General features: G+C 58.5%; 20 protein-coding genes. 18 read left to right on the forward strand and 2 right to left on the reverse strand.

The annotated features are described in order from the left end of the window. Nucleotides 1-33: 33 nt before the first annotated feature. A complete protein-coding gene (gene dnaA / locus DHB74_RS11395; protein WP_499161494.1) occupies nt 34-1,518 on the reverse strand; it encodes a chromosomal replication initiator protein DnaA in 1,485 nt (494 codons plus the stop codon). 112 nt (nt 1,519-1,630) lie between these two features. Further along, on the reverse strand, nt 1,631-1,831 hold the full coding sequence (locus DHB74_RS11400) for a hypothetical protein (protein WP_136868567.1): 201 nt from the start codon (nt 1,829-1,831) through the stop codon (nt 1,631-1,633). Between the two features lie 300 nt (nt 1,832-2,131). On the opposite strand from DHB74_RS11400, the gene rpmH reads away from it, so the two are divergent. The 18 genes from rpmH to DHB74_RS11490 all read left to right on the forward strand — a co-directional run bounded on the left by rpmH (nt 2,132) and on the right by DHB74_RS11490 (nt 18,082). Then, the gene (rpmH, locus tag DHB74_RS11405) at nt 2,132-2,266 is read left to right on the forward strand and encodes a 50S ribosomal protein L34 (protein WP_074779021.1); all 135 of its coding nucleotides are present in this window, start codon (nt 2,132-2,134) and stop codon (nt 2,264-2,266) included. A 14-nt stretch (nt 2,267-2,280) separates the two neighbouring features. Then, nucleotides 2,281-2,679: a ribonuclease P protein component gene (gene rnpA / locus DHB74_RS11410; protein ID WP_074779019.1), complete on the forward strand. Its 399-nt coding sequence runs from the start codon at nt 2,281-2,283 to the stop codon at nt 2,677-2,679. Next, the gene (gene yidD, locus DHB74_RS11415) at nt 2,672-2,914 is read left to right on the forward strand and encodes a membrane protein insertion efficiency factor YidD (protein WP_074779017.1); all 243 of its coding nucleotides are present in this window, start codon (nt 2,672-2,674) and stop codon (nt 2,912-2,914) included. Before rnpA ends, yidD begins: the two co-directional genes overlap by 8 nt. Nucleotides 2,915-2,917: 3 nt before the next feature. Continuing rightward, nucleotides 2,918-4,603, forward strand: a complete 1,686-nt coding sequence (yidC, locus tag DHB74_RS11420; RefSeq protein WP_074779015.1) for a membrane protein insertase YidC — start codon at nt 2,918-2,920, stop codon at nt 4,601-4,603. Nucleotides 4,604-4,688: 85 nt separating this feature from the next. Beyond that, a complete protein-coding gene (mnmE, locus tag DHB74_RS11425) occupies nt 4,689-6,059 on the forward strand; it encodes a tRNA uridine-5-carboxymethylaminomethyl(34) synthesis GTPase MnmE (protein ID WP_136868568.1) in 1,371 nt (456 codons plus the stop codon). A gap of 554 nt (nt 6,060-6,613) precedes the next feature. Continuing rightward, entirely contained in the window at nt 6,614-8,512 is a 1,899-nt protein-coding gene (mnmG, locus tag DHB74_RS11430; RefSeq protein ID WP_499161497.1) for a tRNA uridine-5-carboxymethylaminomethyl(34) synthesis enzyme MnmG, read from the forward strand. Next, nucleotides 8,509-9,153 (forward strand): 16S rRNA (guanine(527)-N(7))-methyltransferase RsmG, encoded by a 645-nt coding sequence (gene rsmG / locus DHB74_RS11435; RefSeq protein ID WP_499161499.1) that lies wholly within the window; start codon nt 8,509-8,511, stop codon nt 9,151-9,153. Before mnmG ends, rsmG begins: the two co-directional genes overlap by 4 nt. Before the next feature lie 19 nt (nt 9,154-9,172). Then, nucleotides 9,173-9,970: a ParA family protein gene (locus tag DHB74_RS11440; RefSeq protein WP_499161500.1), complete on the forward strand. Its 798-nt coding sequence runs from the start codon at nt 9,173-9,175 to the stop codon at nt 9,968-9,970. Between the two features lie 20 nt (nt 9,971-9,990). Beyond that, entirely contained in the window at nt 9,991-10,851 is an 861-nt protein-coding gene (locus DHB74_RS11445) for a ParB/RepB/Spo0J family partition protein (protein WP_036991613.1), read from the forward strand. Nucleotides 10,852-11,009: 158 nt separating this feature from the next. Continuing rightward, nucleotides 11,010-11,414, forward strand: coding sequence for a F0F1 ATP synthase subunit I (locus DHB74_RS11450; protein ID WP_036991615.1), 405 nt, complete (start codon nt 11,010-11,012; stop codon nt 11,412-11,414). A gap of 14 nt (nt 11,415-11,428) precedes the next feature. After that, nucleotides 11,429-12,283 carry a F0F1 ATP synthase subunit A gene (gene atpB / locus DHB74_RS11455; RefSeq protein WP_036991618.1) on the forward strand — a complete coding sequence of 285 codons (855 nt, stop codon included), beginning with the start codon at nt 11,429-11,431 and terminating at the stop codon, nt 12,281-12,283. 64 nt (nt 12,284-12,347) lie between these two features. Continuing rightward, the gene (gene atpE, locus DHB74_RS11460; protein ID WP_036991621.1) at nt 12,348-12,587 is read left to right on the forward strand and encodes a F0F1 ATP synthase subunit C; all 240 of its coding nucleotides are present in this window, start codon (nt 12,348-12,350) and stop codon (nt 12,585-12,587) included. Between the two features lie 89 nt (nt 12,588-12,676). Continuing rightward, on the forward strand, nt 12,677-13,147 hold the full coding sequence (locus DHB74_RS11465; protein ID WP_036991624.1) for a F0F1 ATP synthase subunit B: 471 nt from the start codon (nt 12,677-12,679) through the stop codon (nt 13,145-13,147). 11 nt (nt 13,148-13,158) lie between these two features. After that, nucleotides 13,159-13,695 carry a F0F1 ATP synthase subunit delta gene (locus tag DHB74_RS11470; protein ID WP_036991626.1) on the forward strand — a complete coding sequence of 179 codons (537 nt, stop codon included), beginning with the start codon at nt 13,159-13,161 and terminating at the stop codon, nt 13,693-13,695. Nucleotides 13,696-13,710: 15 nt separating this feature from the next. Further along, nucleotides 13,711-15,255, forward strand: coding sequence for a F0F1 ATP synthase subunit alpha (gene atpA, locus DHB74_RS11475; protein WP_074779011.1), 1,545 nt, complete (start codon nt 13,711-13,713; stop codon nt 15,253-15,255). A 74-nt stretch (nt 15,256-15,329) separates the two neighbouring features. Beyond that, nucleotides 15,330-16,190, forward strand: a complete 861-nt coding sequence (gene atpG, locus DHB74_RS11480) for a F0F1 ATP synthase subunit gamma (RefSeq protein ID WP_036991628.1) — start codon at nt 15,330-15,332, stop codon at nt 16,188-16,190. Nucleotides 16,191-16,238: 48 nt separating this feature from the next. After that, the gene (atpD, locus tag DHB74_RS11485) at nt 16,239-17,615 is read left to right on the forward strand and encodes a F0F1 ATP synthase subunit beta (RefSeq protein WP_036991629.1); all 1,377 of its coding nucleotides are present in this window, start codon (nt 16,239-16,241) and stop codon (nt 17,613-17,615) included. Between the two features lie 44 nt (nt 17,616-17,659). Further along, the gene (locus DHB74_RS11490; protein WP_036991631.1) at nt 17,660-18,082 is read left to right on the forward strand and encodes a F0F1 ATP synthase subunit epsilon; all 423 of its coding nucleotides are present in this window, start codon (nt 17,660-17,662) and stop codon (nt 18,080-18,082) included. Nucleotides 18,083-18,261: the final 179 nt, after the last annotated feature.

Consider the following 18,261-nt stretch of genomic DNA (forward strand, 5'->3'; position numbering starts at 1 on the left):
CGTGCAGGTTGGCTGTTTGCCTGGTACATACGCTCAGGTGGTCAGCGTTCGTAGCAGGTTTTTGTAATCTTCGCGGATATCCGCATCAATTTCACGTAATTCCGCGATCTTTCTTGTGGCGTGCAGCACAGTTGTGTGATCCCGTCCGCCAAAGGCATCGCCGATCTCCGGCAAGCTGTGATTGGTCAGCTCCTTGGACAGTGCCATGGCGACCTGGCGGGGCCGGGCGACCGAGCGCGAACGGCGCTTGGACAGGATGTCTGCCACCTTGATCTTGTAGTACTCAGCGACGGTACGCTGGATATTATCGATACTGACCAGCTTGTCCTGCAGCGCGAGCAAGTCCTTGAGCGATTCGCGGATCAGCTCGATGGTGATATCCCGCCCCATGAAATGCGCGCTGGCGATCACTCGCTTGAGGGCGCCTTCCAGCTCGCGAACGTTGGAACGAATGCGCTGGGCAATGAAGAACGCGGCATCATGGGGCAGGTCAATACGCGACTGCTCGGCCTTCTTCATCAGAATGGCCACCCGTGTTTCCAGTTCCGGCGGCTCCACGGCCACGGTCAGGCCCCAGCCAAAGCGGGATTTCAGGCGCTCTTCCAGACCGTCGATTTCTTTCGGATAGCGATCACTGGTCAGGATAACTTGCTGGTTACCCTCAAGTAAGGCATTGAAAGTATGGAAGAATTCTTCCTGGGAGCGCTCCTTCTTGGCGAAGAACTGAATATCGTCAATCAATAGCGCATCGACCGAACGGTAATACCGCTTGAAGTCATTGATCGCGTTCATCTGCAGCGCCTTGACCATGTCGGCGACAAAACGCTCGGAATGCAGATAGACAATCTTCGCCGCAGGATTCTTTTTCAACAGATGATTGCCAACGGCATGCATCAGGTGCGTCTTGCCCAGACCCACACCACCATAAAGGAACAGCGGGTTGTAACCATGGCGCGGGTTGTCCGCCACCTGCCAGGCAGCCGCCCGGGCCAGTTGGTTGGATTTACCTTCGACGAAGTTCTCGAAGGTGAAACTGCGGTTCAGATAGCTGGTGTGCTTGACCACCGCATTATTCGGCTGGTCGGCCCGTTGCGGCGGCCGCGGGTCTTCTTCGCTGCGCTTGTCATAGGGGCCAGGCTCGGGTTGAAAGCCCTGGGTAGTCGCTTGCGCCCGGGGCGTCGCTGGCGTCGCTGGCGGTTCGGCGACGGGCGTTGCCGTGATAGCCGCCGGGGCAACGGGGGCCTGGGGCGCCGCCGCACTCGCCGCGCTACTACGGCGGCTGCCAATCAACAGCGAAACCAGCGGCGCCTGCCCCTGGGACAAATCATCCAGCAGTTCCTGGATGCGATTCAGATACTTGTCATTGACCCAATCCAGTACAAAGCGATTGGGCGCATACAGGCGCAACTCTCCATGATCCCCTTCTACCTGAAGGGGACGAATCCAGGTGTTGAACTGCTGGGATGGAAGCTCATCACGCAAAAAATCAATGCATTGCTGCCAGAGTACAACAGACACTAAATTCCCCCGACTTCAAGCCTGCGTGGCTCGAGTTGCTTGTTGAAAATGGTCCGTGGAACACCGGTCCGGTGAGCCGACGAAAACAGCCTGTATTCTAGCCTGTCCCCCCTCAGTTATCCACACACATGCTGGGTAACCAGGCGTGTCCATTCTCAAGCATAAAGGCTTCCAGAATGCCCTCAGGATCCTTCTGCCCTGTGATAAAACGCCGCCATTCGCGCCGCGTAAGCCTTGTGGACAATTGCTGTACCAGCCTGTTGGCAAGACCATCCGAACGGCGGGGATAAATCGGGCTGTGGATATCCATCATGCTTATCCACAGGAGGAGCACAAGCTCGCAGGGGCTCCGCTCACAATTTGCCCACCGGGTTTTCGATCGCCAGAACACTGGCTGGCTCAGGCCTGGCGTCGGTTATCCACAGAAAACCCGCTACCTATTAAGATCTACATAAACTATCTTTTAAAATTCTTTCTCTTTGTATTGTCTTGTATCGTGATTTATCTGCTGGGGGACAGAATTCAAATTGACCTCGCGGTCCTTCTTCTCTAGAATCTCCGATCCCTTGAAAGGGCTTAGCGGCTCTGTCGTGAATTACTCAGGTATCTGAAGATGAAAAGAACATTTCAACCCAGCGTTTTGAAGCGCAAGCGCAACCACGGTTTCCGTGCTCGTATGGCTACCAAGAACGGCCGTGCCGTTCTGGCTCGTCGTCGTGCCAAAGGCCGTCACAAGCTGTCAGCTTAAGACCGGAACTACAGGTGGATCTCGGATTCGGTCCTGAACACCGGCTATTGACGCCTGCTCAGTTCAAGAACGTATTCGATGGAGCCACCTGTAAGGCCTCTGGCCCCAATCTGTTGTTATTGGCCCGGCATAACAGCCAGGCACAGGCACGATTGGGGCTGGTCATTGCCAAGAAGAATGTCCGCCATGCGGTTGACCGTAACAAGGTCAAGCGTATTGCTCGTGAGTCCTTCAGACACCATCGTGCTGAGTTGGATCACCTGGATATCGTCGTCCTGGCCCGCAAGGGTCTGGGCGAGCTTGACAATGCCGCGTTGCATGTCCTGTTCCAGGACATGTGGCGCCGGCTGAACAAGGCCGCTGACAAGTACAATCGCACCCGCAATTCCGGACCCCCATCATCCAATGCGTAGTATCGCGCTCGGACTGATCAAGGTTTACCGTTACGCTATCAGCCCGCTGATGGCCAGTCATTGTCGTTTCTACCCCTCCTGTTCCTGCTATGCCCAGGAAGCCATCGAACAACATGGTTTTCTCAAGGGCAGCCTGCTCAGTGCGCGACGCTTGTCCCGCTGTCATCCCTGGAACCCGGGTGGCTATGACCCTGTACCCCTACAGAACAACCGTTCTTCTCGGATGGCCAAATAAACCATGAACATGCAACGAAACATCCTCATAGCTGCCTTGCTCGTGATCACCTACCTCATGGTTCTGCAGTGGAACAATGATTACGGTCAGGGTGAACCGCTGCCGGCCAGCGAAACCGAGATGAGCATGGCGAATGGTGATTTGCCATCACTGCCCGCTAGCGAAGGCGCTGATGGTGATGTTCCACAGGCGGTCGAGCCAGTAACCGGCGACGTGCCGACCACGCCGGTACAGACTGCCACTACTCCTTCCGGCCTGATCAGTGTCCAGACCGATACCCTGAACGTCAGCATCAATCCGCTGGGTGGCGATATCGTCGCCCTGTCGTTGCCGGCCTACCCGACCCGCAAGGATCGTCCCGATCTGCCGTTCCAGCTGCTCGAGCAGAGCAACAGCCGTACCTATGTCGCGCAAAGTGGACTGGCCGGGCGTAACGGTCCGGATGCCCGCGCCAATGGTCGGCCGTTGTACAGCGTCGAACAAACCAGCTACCAGCTGGCCGAGGGCAGCGACAGCCTGACCGTTGATCTGCATTTCAGCGAGAACGATGTCAATTACATCAAGCGGTTCACCTTCAACCGGGGTGACTACCTGATCGACGTCGACTACCTGATCGACAACCAGAGCGACAGCACCTGGACCGGCAGCCTGTTCGGCCAGATCAAGCGTGACAGCAGCGGTGATCCATCCAGTTCCAGCGCTACTGGCATGGCCACCTTCCTGGGTGCCGCCTACTGGAGTTCGTCGAACTCCTACGAGAAACTCAAACTCGGCAAGATGGATGACAGCCGCCTGAAGGAAACCATCGAAGGTGGCTGGATCGCCTGGCTGCAGCACTATTTTGTCAGCGCCTGGATTCCGAATGCTGAACAGCAGCATGTCTATCAGACCCGCAAGGACAGCCAGGGCAACTACATCGTCGGTTTTGTCAGCCCGGCGGTGAACCTGTCTGCCGGTGAGCAGGCCACCATCAGTGCCGATTTCTATGCCGGTCCGAAGGATCAGGATCGCCTGAAGGAAATATCCCCTGGCCTGGAACTGACTGTCGACTACGGTTTCCTGTGGTTTATCGCCCAGCCGCTGTTCTGGGTGCTGAGTCTGATTCACAGTATGGTCGGCAACTGGGGCTGGAGCATCATCCTGCTGACCGTCCTCATCAAGCTGGTATTTTTCCCGCTTTCGGCCACCAGCTACCGCTCCATGGCCAACATGCGTCGGGTAGCGCCCAAGCTGCAGGCGCTGCGCGAGCAGTTTGGCGACGACCGCCAGAAGATGTCCCAGGGCATGATGGAGCTGTACAAGAAGGAAAAGATCAATCCACTGGGTGGCTGCCTGCCGATCCTGGTACAGATGCCGGTGTTCATCGCCCTGTACTGGACCCTGATGGAAAGCGTCGAGATGCGCCAGGCCCCGTGGATTGGCTGGATTACCGACCTGTCGCTGAAGGATCCCTACTTCATCCTGCCGATCCTGATGGGCGTGAGCATGTTCATCCAGCAGCAGCTCAACCCGACTCCGCCGGACCCGATGCAGGCCAAGGTAATGAAGATGCTGCCGATCATCTTCACCTTCTTCTTCCTGTGGTTCCCGGCCGGTCTGGTGCTGTACTGGGTGGTCAACAACATCCTGTCGATCGCGCAACAGTGGTACATTACCCGGCAGATCGAAGGCGCCGCGGAGAAGGATTGATCTCCGCCGCCAGGCTACCCTCGCAAACGCCCCGATTTCGGGGCGTTTTGCTATCTATTCTTTGACCCATCGACAGGAACGCATCATGAGCCGCCCTTATCACGCCGACACCATTGCTGCCATCGCCACCCCGCCAGGCCAGGGCGGAGTCGGTATTGTCCGGGTGTCCGGCGCGGCGGCGCTGGATATCGCTCGGCAGCTCGGCGGCCTGACGCCCACACCGCGGCATGCCCATTACGGCCCGTTCCAGGACCAGGGTCTTACCCTGGATCATGGCCTTACCCTGTATTTTCCTGGCCCACATTCCTTTACCGGTGAAGATGTGCTGGAACTGCATGGGCATGGCGGTCCGGTGGTCATGGATATGCTGCTCAAGGCCTGCCTGCGACTGGGCGCGCGCCTGGCCCGACCCGGTGAATTCAGCGAACGGGCCTTTCTCAACGACAAGCTCGATCTGGCCCAGGCTGAAGCCATCGCCGATCTGATCGAAGCCAGCTCCGAACAGGCGGCGCGCAATGCCGTGCAGTCACTGCAGGGTGCGTTTTCCCAGCGTGTGCATGGATTGACCGAAGCGCTGATCAGCCTGCGCATCTATGTCGAAGCGGCGATTGATTTCCCGGAAGAGGAGATCGACTTTCTTGCCGATGGCCACGTGCTCGGCCAGCTGCAGGCTGTCCAGGCGCAGTTGGCTCAGGTACACCGGGAAGCCGGGCAAGGCGCGCTGCTGCGCGACGGCATGACGGTGGTTATCGCCGGTCGGCCCAATGCTGGCAAGTCCAGCCTGCTCAATGCCCTGGCCGGCCGCGAAAGTGCCATCGTCACCGATATTGCCGGCACCACCCGGGATATCCTGCGCGAACATATCCACATCGATGGCATGCCGCTGCATATCATCGACACCGCCGGTCTGCGCGATACCGATGATGTGGTGGAGAAGATCGGCGTCGAACGCGCCATGGCCGCCATTGCCGATGCCGATCGCATCCTGCTGATGGTGGATGCCAGTCAGCCAGAGGCAAACGAGCCGGATCAGCTGTGGCCCGAGTTTCTCGATCAACGGCCCGATCCGGCGAAGATCACCCTCATCCACAACAAGATCGACCTTATCGGCGCGGCGGTTGGTCAGCAGACCGCCGCTGATGGCAGCATCAGCCTGCACCTCAGCGCCCGCAGCGGCGCCGGCATTGATCTGCTGCGTGATCACCTGAAAGCCTGCATGGGTTATCAACAGACCTCGGAAAGCCTGTTCAGCGCCCGCCGCCGCCACCTGGAAGCGCTGGAAGAGGCTGCCAGTTACCTTGACCACGGCCACCGGCAATTGACCCTGATGGGCGCCGGGGAGCTGCTGGCCGAGGATCTGCGCATGGCGCAGCAGGCCCTGGGCAGCATTACCGGCGAATTCAGTGCGGATGACCTGTTGGGTAGGATCTTTTCCAGCTTCTGTATCGGCAAATAACTCGGCTGGTGAACGCGGGTCGATGGGCAATCAACCTGTCGGCCTCTCTTCGTTCAGCTGCGAATCGGGCTTGTGCTCTTCCTGACATGCGCCGAATTCTTCCCTCCCCGTGAAATTCCCCTCCCTTGTTATCCGCGACGGGCTCCTTTTTGCTCGCATAAGCCCTGTGTACAACTCACCCTCAGCCCTGCCCATAACCCTGTGCGTAAACCAGGGTCAAACCTGGCTGTGGATAACCGGCTGGCTTATGCACAGGATCCACCCCCATCCCGTCACGGGCTGTGCCCAGCCGGAGCACAGGGTTATGCTTTTGCCAATTTCATGATTCATAAGGAGTTTTATTAGATATCCACAGATAAACACGACACCATATACAGCATTAACATAAAGCTTTTTAAATATTTTCTATCTTTATTCTATGAATGACCTGCTTGCCAGGCGGCTCCGACAGGCTGTTCAAAAAATGTTCAGCTGCTGCTGCAATTTTTTCCCTCTGCGCCTATAATCAGCCCCTTTTCCCGACGTCCGGCTCAGCCCGGGCAACGAGGTGCACGGTGGATTTTCCGGATCGTTTTGACGTGATTGTGATTGGTGGCGGCCATGCCGGTACCGAGGCAGCGTTGGCGGCTGCCCGCATGGGCGTGAAGACGTTGTTGCTCAGTCATAACGTCGAGACCCTGGGGCAAATGAGCTGCAACCCGGCCATTGGCGGTATCGGCAAGAGCCATCTGGTCAAGGAAATCGATGCGCTCGGTGGCGTGATGGCCACGGCCACCGACCGGGCGGGCATCCAGTTCCGCGTGCTCAACAGCCGCAAGGGCCCTGCAGTGCGTGCCACCCGCGCGCAGGCTGACCGGGTGCTGTACAAGGCAGCAGTGCGCCATGCCCTGGAAAACCAGCCGAACCTGTGGATATTTCAGCAGGCCTGTGACGACCTGATTGTCGAACAGGACCAGGTACGCGGTGTAGTGACCCAGATGGGCCTGCGTTTTCTCGCTGATAACGTGGTGCTGACCGCCGGGACTTTTCTCGGTGGGCAGATCCATATCGGTCTGGATAATTATTCCGGCGGCCGTGCTGGTGATCCGCCGGCGATCGCGCTGGCCCGGCGGCTGCGCGAGTTGCCGTTGCGGGTCGATCGTCTGAAGACCGGCACCCCGCCGCGGATCGACGGACGCAGTGTCGATTTCTCGAAGATGACCGCACAACCGGGCGATACACCGATCCCGGTGATGTCGTTTACCGGCAGCGCCGACGAGCATCCCGAGCAGGTCAACTGCTGGATTACCCACACCAACGAACGCACCCACGAGATCATCCGCAACAATCTCGACCGTTCGCCCATGTACACCGGGGTGATCGAGGGTGTCGGTCCGCGTTACTGCCCATCGATCGAGGACAAGATCCATCGCTTTGCCGACAAGGATCAGCACCAGGTGTTCATCGAGCCGGAAGGCCTGACCACCCACGAGCTGTATCCCAACGGCATTTCCACCTCGCTGCCCTTCGATGTGCAGTTGCAGCTGGTGCGCTCGATCCGCGGTATGGAAAATGCCCATATCCTGCGTCCGGGTTACGCCATCGAATATGATTATTTCAATCCGCAGGATCTGAAATACTCGCTGGAAACCAAGGTGATCGGCGGTCTGTTCTTTGCCGGTCAGATCAACGGCACCACCGGCTACGAAGAAGCGGCGGCTCAGGGTCTGTTGGCCGGACTGAACGCGGCCCGCCGCGCCCAGGATCTGGAAAGCTGGTGCCCGCGCCGGGATGAAGCCTACATCGGTGTGCTGGTGGATGATCTGATTACCATGGGTACCCGCGAGCCCTACCGCATGTTCACTTCCCGCGCCGAATACCGCCTGGTGCTGCGCGAGGACAATGCCGATCTGCGCCTGACCGAAAAGGGGCGCGAACTGGGGCTGGTGGATGATGCCCGTTGGGCGGCCTTCAGCGCCAAGCGCGAAGCGATCGAGGCGGAGCAGAAGCGCTTGAGTTCCACCTGGGTGCAGCCGACCAGCGCTATCGGCAAGGACTTTGCCGCGCATTTCAATACGCCGCTGACCCGGGAATACAACCTGTTGGATCTGCTGCGCCGGCCGGAAGTGGATTATCCGACCCTGACCCGCATCACCGGTGCGACGGACATCCCCACCGATGCCGCCGAGCAGGTGGAAATCCATGCCAAGTACGCCGGTTACATCGAGCGGCAGCAGGACGAGATCGACAAGCTGCGGCAGCATGAACAAACCCTGCTGCCGGCCGATCTGGATTACGCGACCCTGAATGGCCTGTCCAAGGAAATCAGCCAGAAGCTGGCGAGCATCCGTCCGCAGACCCTGGGCCAGGCATCGCGCATTCCCGGCGTCACTCCAGCGGCAGTCAGTCTGTTGCTGATCCATCTGAAAAAGCGCAATGCGCTGAACGACGGTACATTGGCCCGGGAGGCTTGAGCGGTATGGTTGATCACGCCAGGGAACTGGTTCGCGGTGCTGAACAGATGGGCCTGTCGCTGACCGAGCGGCAGGTTGAGTTACTGCTCGGCTACCTGACGTTACTGAACAAGTGGAACAAGGCCTACAACCTGACCGCGGTGCGCAACCCCGATGAAATGGTCAGTCGCCATCTGCTCGACAGTCTGAGTGTGCTGCCCTTCGTTAGCGCAGGACGCTGGCTGGATGTGGGCAGTGGCGGCGGCATGCCGGGGGTGATCCTGGCGACCATGCGGCCGGACAGCGAATTTACCCTGCTCGATAGCAACGGCAAGAAAACCCGCTTTCTGACCCAGGTCCAGCTTGAGCTGGGGCTGGGCAACATGCACGTGGTCAACAACCGGGTAGAGGCTTTTACCCCGGATCAATTGTTTGACGGTATAGTGTCCAGGGCATTCAGCTCGCTGGCCGACTTCACCAACCTGACCCGCCATCTGAGTGGTCCCGAGACGCAGTGGCTGGCCATGAAGGGCCTGTATCCCGACTCCGAACTGCAGGCTCTGGATGCGGATTTCACCGTGACCCACAGTGAAGAATTGGCGGTACCCGGTTGCCAGGCCAGCCGGCATCTGCTGATACTGCGACGCACGGCACAAGGTTAAAACCCGAGAGGAGGTCCCAGTGGGCAAGGTACTGGCAATAGCCAACCAGAAAGGCGGCGTCGGCAAGACGACCACCACAGTGAATCTGGCCGCCTCGCTGGCAGCGACCAAGCGCAAGGTGCTGTTGATCGATCTCGACCCCCAGGGCAACGCGACCATGGGCAGTGGCATCGACAAGTCGCAACTGGATAACTCCGTCTATGAGCTGCTGACCGACCGTTGCACGCTGGCAGAGGCGCTGTGCCAGTCCGAGCATGGCGGCTATGACCTGCTGCCGGCCAATGGTGACCTGACGGCCGCGGAAGTCGAATTGCTGGAATTCAAGATGAAGGAAAGTCGGCTGCGCTATGCGCTGGCCAACGTGCGCGACAAGTACGATTTCATCCTCATCGACTGCCCCCCGTCGCTGAACATGCTGACCATCAACGCACTGGTAGCCGCCGATGGGGTGATCATTCCCATGCAGTGCGAGTACTATGCGCTGGAAGGCCTGTCGGCGCTGGTCAATACCATCCAGCGTATCAGTTCGGTACTCAATCCGGCGCTGCAGATCGAAGGTCTGCTGCGCACCATGTATGATCCGCGCAACAGCCTGACCCGCGAGGTGTCAGAGCAGTTGAGCAGCCACTTCGGCGAACGTCTGTACCAGACGGTCATTCCGCGCAACGTGCGCCTGGCCGAAGCACCGAGTCACGGTATGCCGGTGCTGATGTATGACAAGCAGTCACGCGGCGCCGTGGCCTACCTGGCCCTGGCCGGTGAGTTGGTCAGGCGTACGCGCAAGGCGGCCAAACAGGCTGCGCCGGTAAACGATTAAACGAAAAAGGACAGGACGGCATGGCGGTCAAGAAACGCGGCTTGGGACGGGGACTGGATGCACTGCTGGGTCAGGCCAATCCCAACGAGAAGACCGAAGGCAGTCAGGATCAGCTGTTACGCGATCTGCCGGTCGACCTGATTCAGCGCGGCAAATATCAGCCACGCCGCGACATGGACCCCCAGGCGCTCGAAGAGCTGGCCCAGTCGATCAAGGCCCAGGGCGTGATGCAACCGATCGTGGTGCGGCCCATTGCCGGTGATCGCTATGAAATCATTGCCGGTGAACGGCGCTGGCGGGCCACCCAGCAGGCTGGCCTGGACAGCATCCCCGCGGTAATCCGTGAAGTGCCCGATGAAGCGGCCATTGCCATGGCGCTGATCGAGAACATCCAGCGCGAGGATCTCAACCCCATCGAGGAAGCCATCGCTCTGCAGCGTCTGCAGCAGGAATTCGAGCTGACCCAGCAGCAGGTGGCCGATGCGGTGGGTAAATCCCGGGTCACCATCACCAACCTGTTGCGCCTGATGTCACTGCCCGATGACGTCAAACTGCTGCTCGAGCGCGGCGACATCGAAATGGGGCATGCCCGGGCGCTGCTCGGTCTACCGGCCGAGCAACAGACCGAGGCCGCCCGCCAGGTAGTGGCACGGGGACTGACCGTGCGCCAGACCGAAGCGCTGGTGCGCCAGTGGCTGAACCCACGCCGGGACGCCCAGGACATCCGCAGCAATCCGGACATCGATCGACTGCAACAGGATCTGGCGGAGCGAATCGGCGCCGAAGTGAAGATCCAGCATGGTGCCAAGGGCAAGGGCCGACTGGTTATCAGTTATAACTCGCTGGATGAACTCGATGGCGTACTCATGCACATTAAGTAACAACTGCAACATCGCAGCGCACTACGGAAATCAACCGCTGTAGTTGAATCGACTACGTAATCCACCTATACTCCTCGCGCTATTTTGGCTGGGCAAAAATGCACCAGTGTATTGCAGCAACAGCGGTTGACGTCGTCGGAAATACCAAGAGGGTCGGAATGGACGCAAGAACGCCCAACAAGTCCCCCTTTCACCGAACGCCCGCCTTCCCGGTTCTGATGCTGCAATTGATTGTGACCTTGGCAGTAGCGCTCGTCCTGTGGGGATTCCAGGGCTGGATAGCTGGCTACTCCGGTCTGTTGGGGGGATTGGTGGCATTGATTCCCAACGGCTATTTCGCCTTTCGGGTGTACCGCTACAGCGGAGCCCGGTCGGCCCGTGCCATTGTCGGAGAATTTTACTCCGGCGAGGCAGGCAAACTGATACTGACAGCCGTACTGTTCATTGCAGTCTGGCTTGGAGTGAAGCCCCTGGAGGTCGCAGCGGTATTTGGCGGCTATCTGGCGGTGCTGGTGGTAGGAGCCAGCGCACTTCTCATCGTCAAAGGCTTTCCAAAGCATTAGTGTCTGAGGCAAATATGGCAACCACATCAGCTGAATACATTCAGCATCACTTGCAGAACCTGACCTTCGGTAAGCTACCGGCAGGTTATGAGCGGGCTGACGGCAGCATCGTCGAAGCAACCACCTGGACCCTGGCCAGGACCGGCACCGAAGCCGCCGACATGGGATTCATGGCGTTTCACCTGGATACCCTGGGCTGGTCCATCTTCATGGGGCTGATCTTCATCGGCCTGTTCCGGTTTGTTGCCCGTCGCGCCACCGTCGACACCCCCGGTGGTTTGCAGAATTTTGTCGAGATGATCGTCGACTTCGTGCAGGGTATCGTCAAGGACACCTTCCACGGCCGTAATCCACTGATCGCCCCGCTGGCCCTGACCATTTTCGTCTGGGTGTTCCTGATGAACTCGCTGAAGTGGATCCCCGTGGACTACATCCCGGGTATCGGCATGGCGCTGGGCCTGGATTACTTCAAGATCGTTCCGACCACTGATCCCAATGGCACCTTCGGCATCTCCATTGCCGTGTTCGCGCTGATCATTTTCTACAGCATCAAGATCAAGGGTGTGGGTGGTTTTACCAAGGAATTGACCCTGACCCCGTTCAATCACTGGGCGCTGATTCCCTTCAACCTGTTCCTTGAGGTGCTGGGTCTGCTGACCAAGCCCCTGAGTCTGGCACTGCGTCTGTTCGGCAACATGTATGCCGGTGAAGTAGTGTTCATCCTGATTGCACTTCTGCCCTTCTACGTGCAATGGGCGCTGAACGTGCCGTGGGCAATTTTCCACATTCTGGTTATTCCGCTGCAGGCCTTCATCTTCATGGTGCTGACTGTGGTGTATTTGAGTGCTGCCCATGAGGACCATCACTGAGCAGCCAGACCCGTGTTCAACCAACGATAAACTTGAACTTAAACTTTGATCTCTAGGAGTAATTATGGAACTCGTCATCATCGCTGCCTCTATCATGATCGGTCTGGGCGCCCTGGGTACCGGTATCGGTTTCGCCATCCTCGGTGGCAAACTGCTGGAATCCACTGCGCGTCAGCCTGAGCTGGGCCCGCAGCTGCAAACCAAGACCTTCCTGATGGCTGGTCTGCTCGACGCCGTGCCGATGATCGGTGTTGGTATCGCGATGTACCTGATCTTCGTTGTTGCACCTGGTGTTGCCGGTTAATCGACTGGTAACGATGAACGGCAGAACGCAGGTTCTGCCGTATCAGTGTTATCCCCAGGACTCAATGAAATAGCACGAGGTAAATCGCTGTGAATATTAATCTGACGCTGCTCGGTCAAACGATTGCCTTCGCTATTTTTGTCTGGTTTACCATGAAGTTCGTATGGCCGCCGATTACCCACGCCATGCAGGAACGCCAGAAAAAAATCGCCGAAGGCCTGGATGCGGCTGGCCGCGCCCAGCGCGACCTGGGTCTCGCCCAGGAAAAAGCCGCCCAGACCCTGCGTGAGACCAAGGAACAGTCTGCCCAGATCATCGAGCAGGCGAACAAGAGTGCCACCCTCATCGTTGAGGAAGCCCGCGAGCAGGCACGTTCCGAAGGTGAACGTCTGATTGCAGCTGCCAAGGCTGAAATCGAGCAGGAAATGAACCGCGCCAAGGACCAGCTCCGCGCCCAGGTTGCCGCACTGGCGATCAAGGGAGCCGAACAGGTTCTGGAATCCGAAGTAGATGCTTCGGCCCACAGTGAGCTGGTCAACAAACTGGCCTCACAACTCTAAGCGAGGCGAGCATGGCTACAATCACTACGCTAGCTCGGCCTTACGCAAAAGCGGCTTTCGAGTTTGCTTCTTCTGCTGCTGCGCTGGATGCCTGGTCAGGCATGCTGGCTCTGACAGCCGTCGTAGCCGCCGATCCGCTTTTTGTCGAGAGGATGCGCGACCCGGGGCTGACTCGGGAACGCAAGGCCGATGATCTGCTCATGGTGTGCGAAGGTCGTGTGACTGCGGAGTTCGGTAACTTTATCCGTACTCTGGCTGAGAACGACCGTCTGCCCCTGATCCCGGACATCGCCGAGCTTTTTGAGCAATACAAGGCGGAACACGATCGCAGCATTACAGTCGAGGTGGAATCCGCCTTCGAGCTGACTGACGATCAACAGAAAACGCTGGCAACCGCTTTAACCAAGCGGTTAGACCGCACAGTAACTCCTCATGTGACCATCAACCCGTCCCTTATTGGCGGTGTGTTGATTCGTGCGGGTGACCTGGTCATCGACGGTTCGGTCCGCGGCAAGCTTGCAAAGCTGGCCGAGGCGTTGAAATCCTGATTTGAGGGACATGGCATGCAGCAACTGAATCCTTCCGAAATTAGCGAAATTATCAAGCAGCGCATCGAGAAACTCGATGTGAACTCACAGGCTCGCAATGTCGGTACTATCGTCAGCGTATCTGACGGTATCGTTCGCATTCACGGTCTGGCAGACGTGATGTACGGGGAAATGATCGAATTCCCCGGTGGTGTTTACGGTATGGCTCTGAACCTGGAGCAGGACTCCGTCGGCGCCGTTATCCTGGGTGGTTATCTGACCCTGGCCGAAGGTATGGAAGCCAAGTGCACCGGCCGCATCCTGGAAGTCCCGGTAGGTCCGGAACTGCTGGGTCGCGTGGTTGACGCACTGGGCAACCCGATCGATGGCAAAGGCCCGATCGACGCCAAACTGACTGACGCGGTAGAAAAGGTAGCGCCTGGCGTTATCTGGCGTAAGTCGGTAGACCAGCCGGTGCAGACTGGCTACAAATCGGTTGACGCAATGATCCCGATCGGCCGTGGCCAGCGTGAGCTGATCATCGGTGACCGCCAGATCGGTAAGACCGCCATGGCGATCGACGCGATCATCAACCAGAAAGACAGCGGCATCAAGTGCGTCTACGTCGCGGTTGGTCAGAAGCAGTCGACCATCGCCAACGTGGTGCGCAAGCTGGAAGAGCATGGCGCTCTGTCCAACACCATCATCGTTGCCGCCTCGGCCTCCGAATCCGCTGCCCTGCAATTCCTGGCACCGTATTCCGGTTGCACCATGGGCGAATTCTTCCGCGACCGCGGTGAAGATGCGCTGATCGTATTCGACGACCTGTCCAAGCAGGCTGTGGCCTACCGTCAGATCTCCCTGCTGCTGCGCCGTCCGCCGGGCCGTGAAGCCTACCCCGGTGACGTGTTCTATTTGCACAGCCGCCTGCTCGAGCGCGCATCCCGCGTGTCCGAAGAGTATGTCGAGAAGTTCACCAACGGTGAAGTGAAAGGCAAGACCGGTTCCCTGACCGCCCTGCCGATCATCGAAACCCAGGCTGGTGACGTATCCGCCTTCGTTCCGACCAACGTGATCTCCATCACCGACGGTCAGATCTTCCTGGAATCGGACCTGTTCAACTCCGGTATCCGCCCGGCGGTCAACGCTGGTGTGTCGGTATCCCGTGTTGGTGGTTCGGCGCAGACCAAGATCATCAAGAAGCTGTCCGGTGGTATTCGTACCGCGCTGGCCCAGTATCGTGAACTGGCGGCATTCGCCCAGTTCGCTTCCGATCTGGATGAAGCGACCCGCAAGCAGCTGGAGCATGGTCAGCGCGTCACCGAGCTGATGAAGCAGAAGCAGTATGCTCCGATGTCCGTCGGCGAAATGGCGATCAGCCTGTACGCTGCCGAGAAGGGCTTCCTGACCGACGTCGAAATCGCCAAGATCGGCGCGTTCGAAACGGCTCTGCTGGCCTGGTTCAAGCGTGAGAAGGCCGACCTGCTCGCCAAGATCAACGAGAAGGGCGACTACAACGACGAGATCGAAGCCGGTATCAAGTCTGGCATCGAGAACTTCAAGGCGACCCAAAGCTGGTAAGCCGAGGGCGGGATACGGCGATGCCGTGTCCCGCTTCGTGCGATACGGCCACGGGCTAACCTGAAAGGTGTGACATGGCAGGCGCAAAAGAGATTCGCGGTAAAATTTCGAGTATCAAAAGTACTCAGAAGATCACCAGCGCCATGGAAAAGGTGGCGGTCAGCAAAATGCGCAAGGCACAGCAGCGCATGGCGACCAGCCGTCCCTACGCTGAGCGGATTCGTCAGGTGATTGGCCATCTGGCCAACGCCAACCCCGAATATCGCCACCCCTTCATGCAGGAGCGTGAAGTCAAACGGGTTGGTTATATCGTGGTCAGCACGGATCGTGGTCTTTGCGGTGGTTTGAACACCAACCTGTTCAAGGCACTGGTAACAAACATGAAAGAGTGGCGTGACCGTAACGTCGAAACCGAGCTGTGCGTGATTGGCAGCAAGGGTGCTGCGTTTTTCCGCAGCTACGGTGGCAACGTTGTCGCGGCAATCAGCAATCTGGGTGAACAGCCGGCGTTGAACGACCTCATCGGCAGCGTCAAGGTCATGCTTGACGGCTACCATGAAGGGCGTATCGATCGTCTGTATCTGGTCTCCAACGAGTTCGTCAACACCATGGTGCAAAAGCCCAAGGTGGAGCAAATGATTCCTCTGGTGGCTTCGGATACCGAAGAGCTGCAGGAGCGTTGGGACTATGTATACGAGCCGGATGCCCAGGGATTGCTGGATGGCCTGTTGAAGCGGTACATCGAATCACAGGTCTATCAGGCTGTCGTCGAGAACAGTGCCAGCGAACAGGCGGCACGGATGATCGCGATGAAGAATGCGACTGACAATGCGGGCGATATCATCGACAGCCTGCAGCTGATCTACAACAAGGCACGTCAGGCCGCGATCACCCAGGAAATTTCGGAAATCGTCGGCGGCGCCGCCGCGGTATAAAGCGGCCGGTGAGACGAAACGGTTTCATACCACTTAGAGGAACCTACAATGAGTAGCGGACGTATCGTTCAAATCATCGGTGCCGTCATCGACGTGGAATTTCCGCGCGATCAGGTACCGAACGTATATGACGCGCTGAAAGTCATCGGCGCGGAAACCACCCTGGAAGTCCAGCAGCAGCTGGGTGACGGCATCGTCCGTTCCATTGCCATGGGTAGCACCGAAGGCCTCAAGCGTGGCCTGGATGTGAACAACACCGGCAGCGCCATTGCTGTACCGGTTGGTGTCGGCACGCTGGGCCGCATCATGAACGTACTGGGCGAGCCGATTGACGAAGCCGGCCCGGTCGAGCATGAAGAGAAGTGGGGTATCCACCGCGCCGCGCCGAGCTATGCCGACCAGGCTGGCGGCAGCGACCTGCTGGAAACCGGCATCAAGGTCATCGACCTGGTCTGCCCCTTCGCCAAAGGCGGCAAGGTTGGCCTGTTCGGTGGCGCCGGTGTCGGCAAGACCGTGAACATGATGGAGCTGATCAACAACATCGCCAAGGCGCACAGCGGTCTGTCCGTGTTCGCTGGTGTTGGTGAGCGTACTCGTGAAGGTAACGACTTCTACCACGAGATGAAGGACTCCAACGTTCTGGACAAGGTGGCAATGGTATACGGTCAGATGAACGAGCCGCCGGGTAACCGTCTGCGCGTCGCCCTGACCGGCCTGACCATGGCCGAGAAATTCCGTGAGGAAGGCAAGGACGTTCTGCTGTTCATCGACAACATCTACCGTTACACCCTGGCCGGTACCGAAGTATCCGCCCTGCTGGGTCGTATGCCGTCCGCGGTAGGTTATCAGCCGACGCTGGCTGAGGAGATGGGTGTTCTGCAGGAGCGCATCACCTCCACCAAGACCGGTTCCATCACTTCCATCCAGGCCGTTTACGTACCTGCTGATGACTTGACCGACCCGTCGCCTGCCACCACCTTCGCTCACCTTGACGCGACTGTGGTACTGAGCCGTGACATCGCTTCCCTGGGTATCTACCCTGCGGTTGACCCGCTGGACTCCACCAGCCGTTCGCTGGATCCGCTGGTCATCGGTCAGGAGCACTACGAAGTTACCCGTGGCGTTCAGTACGTTCTGCAGCGCTACAAGGAGCTGAAGGACATCATCGCGATCCTGGGTATGGACGAATTGTCCGAGGAAGACAAGCAACTGGTAGCCCGCGCTCGTAAGATCCAGCGCTTCCTGTCGCAGCCCTTCCACGTAGCTGAAGTGTTCACCGGTGCGCCCGGCAAGTACGTTTCCCTGAAAGAAACCATCCGTGGCTTCCAGGGCATTCTGAATGGTGACTACGATCACCTGCCGGAGCAGGCTTTCTACATGGTCGGCACCATCGACGAAGCGGTAGAGAAAGCGAAGAACATGTAATGGGCCGCGCCCGCTCTGGCGGGCGCAGAACCGAGGCAACTTGAATGGCTATGACAGTGCACTGCGATATCGTAAGCGCGGAAGAAGAGCTGTTTTCCGGCCTGGTCGAGATGGTCGTGGCACACGGCAACATGGGTGACGTCGGCGTTCTGCCGGGTCACACACCGTTGCTGACTGACCTCAAGCCAGGCCCGGTTCGGGTGATCAAGCAGGACAAGACCGAAGAGGTGTTCTATATCTCCGGTGGCTTCCTGGAAGTTCAGCCGAGCATGGTCAAGGTGCTCGCCGATACGGCCATCCGCGCCGGCGACATTGACGAAGCAGCTGCAGAGGATGCGAAGAAGGCCGCAGAAAAGGCTCTCAACGAGAAAGGCGCCGAGTTCGACTACGGTTCGGCCTCCGCCCGTCTCGCCGAAGCCGCAGCCCAATTGCGTACCGTGCAGGAACTGCGCAAGAAGTACGGCTGACCAGCGGTCAAACGCTGAGTCCAGCTTCAAAAAAGGCAGCTTTGGCTGCCTTTTTTTTGGGCGCTCGGCAGGCTTGCGCCGCTGTGCCTACAGGCTACTGAACCGCAGCCGCTTTTACCGGTCAGATGACGCTGACCGCGGATGAATGGCAGCAGCGAACCAGAGCTTCTGAGTAACTG

It is taken from the genome of Pseudomonas sp. G11-1 (assembly GCF_024031555.1).
In the GTDB taxonomy this organism is placed as follows: Bacteria; Pseudomonadota; Gammaproteobacteria; order Pseudomonadales; family Pseudomonadaceae; genus Halopseudomonas; species Halopseudomonas bauzanensis.

Excerpts from the sequence above, each read along its gene's own strand:
- atpG (WP_036991628.1), top strand. The coding sequence starts at position 15,330 with ATGGCAGGCGCAAAAGAGATTCGCGGTAAAATTTCGAGTATCAAAAGT.
- atpE (WP_036991621.1), top strand. The coding sequence starts at position 12,348 with ATGGAACTCGTCATCATCGCTGCCTCTATCATGATCGGTCTGGGCGCC.
- rpmH (WP_074779021.1), top strand. The coding sequence starts at position 2,132 with ATGAAAAGAACATTTCAACCCAGCGTTTTGAAGCGCAAGCGCAACCAC.
- atpD (WP_036991629.1), top strand. The coding sequence starts at position 16,239 with ATGAGTAGCGGACGTATCGTTCAAATCATCGGTGCCGTCATCGACGTG.
- atpB (WP_036991618.1), top strand. The coding sequence starts at position 11,429 with ATGGCAACCACATCAGCTGAATACATTCAGCATCACTTGCAGAACCTG.
- DHB74_RS11445 (WP_036991613.1), top strand. The coding sequence starts at position 9,991 with ATGGCGGTCAAGAAACGCGGCTTGGGACGGGGACTGGATGCACTGCTG.
- atpA (WP_074779011.1), top strand. The coding sequence starts at position 13,711 with ATGCAGCAACTGAATCCTTCCGAAATTAGCGAAATTATCAAGCAGCGC.
- DHB74_RS11490 (WP_036991631.1), top strand. The coding sequence starts at position 17,660 with ATGGCTATGACAGTGCACTGCGATATCGTAAGCGCGGAAGAAGAGCTG.
- mnmE (WP_136868568.1), top strand. The coding sequence starts at position 4,689 with ATGAGCCGCCCTTATCACGCCGACACCATTGCTGCCATCGCCACCCCG.
- DHB74_RS11450 (WP_036991615.1), top strand. The coding sequence starts at position 11,010 with ATGGACGCAAGAACGCCCAACAAGTCCCCCTTTCACCGAACGCCCGCC.
- yidD (WP_074779017.1), top strand. The coding sequence starts at position 2,672 with ATGCGTAGTATCGCGCTCGGACTGATCAAGGTTTACCGTTACGCTATC.
- yidC (WP_074779015.1), top strand. The coding sequence starts at position 2,918 with ATGAACATGCAACGAAACATCCTCATAGCTGCCTTGCTCGTGATCACC.
- DHB74_RS11470 (WP_036991626.1), top strand. The coding sequence starts at position 13,159 with ATGGCTACAATCACTACGCTAGCTCGGCCTTACGCAAAAGCGGCTTTC.
- DHB74_RS11400 (WP_136868567.1), bottom strand. The coding sequence starts at position 1,831 with ATGATGGATATCCACAGCCCGATTTATCCCCGCCGTTCGGATGGTCTT.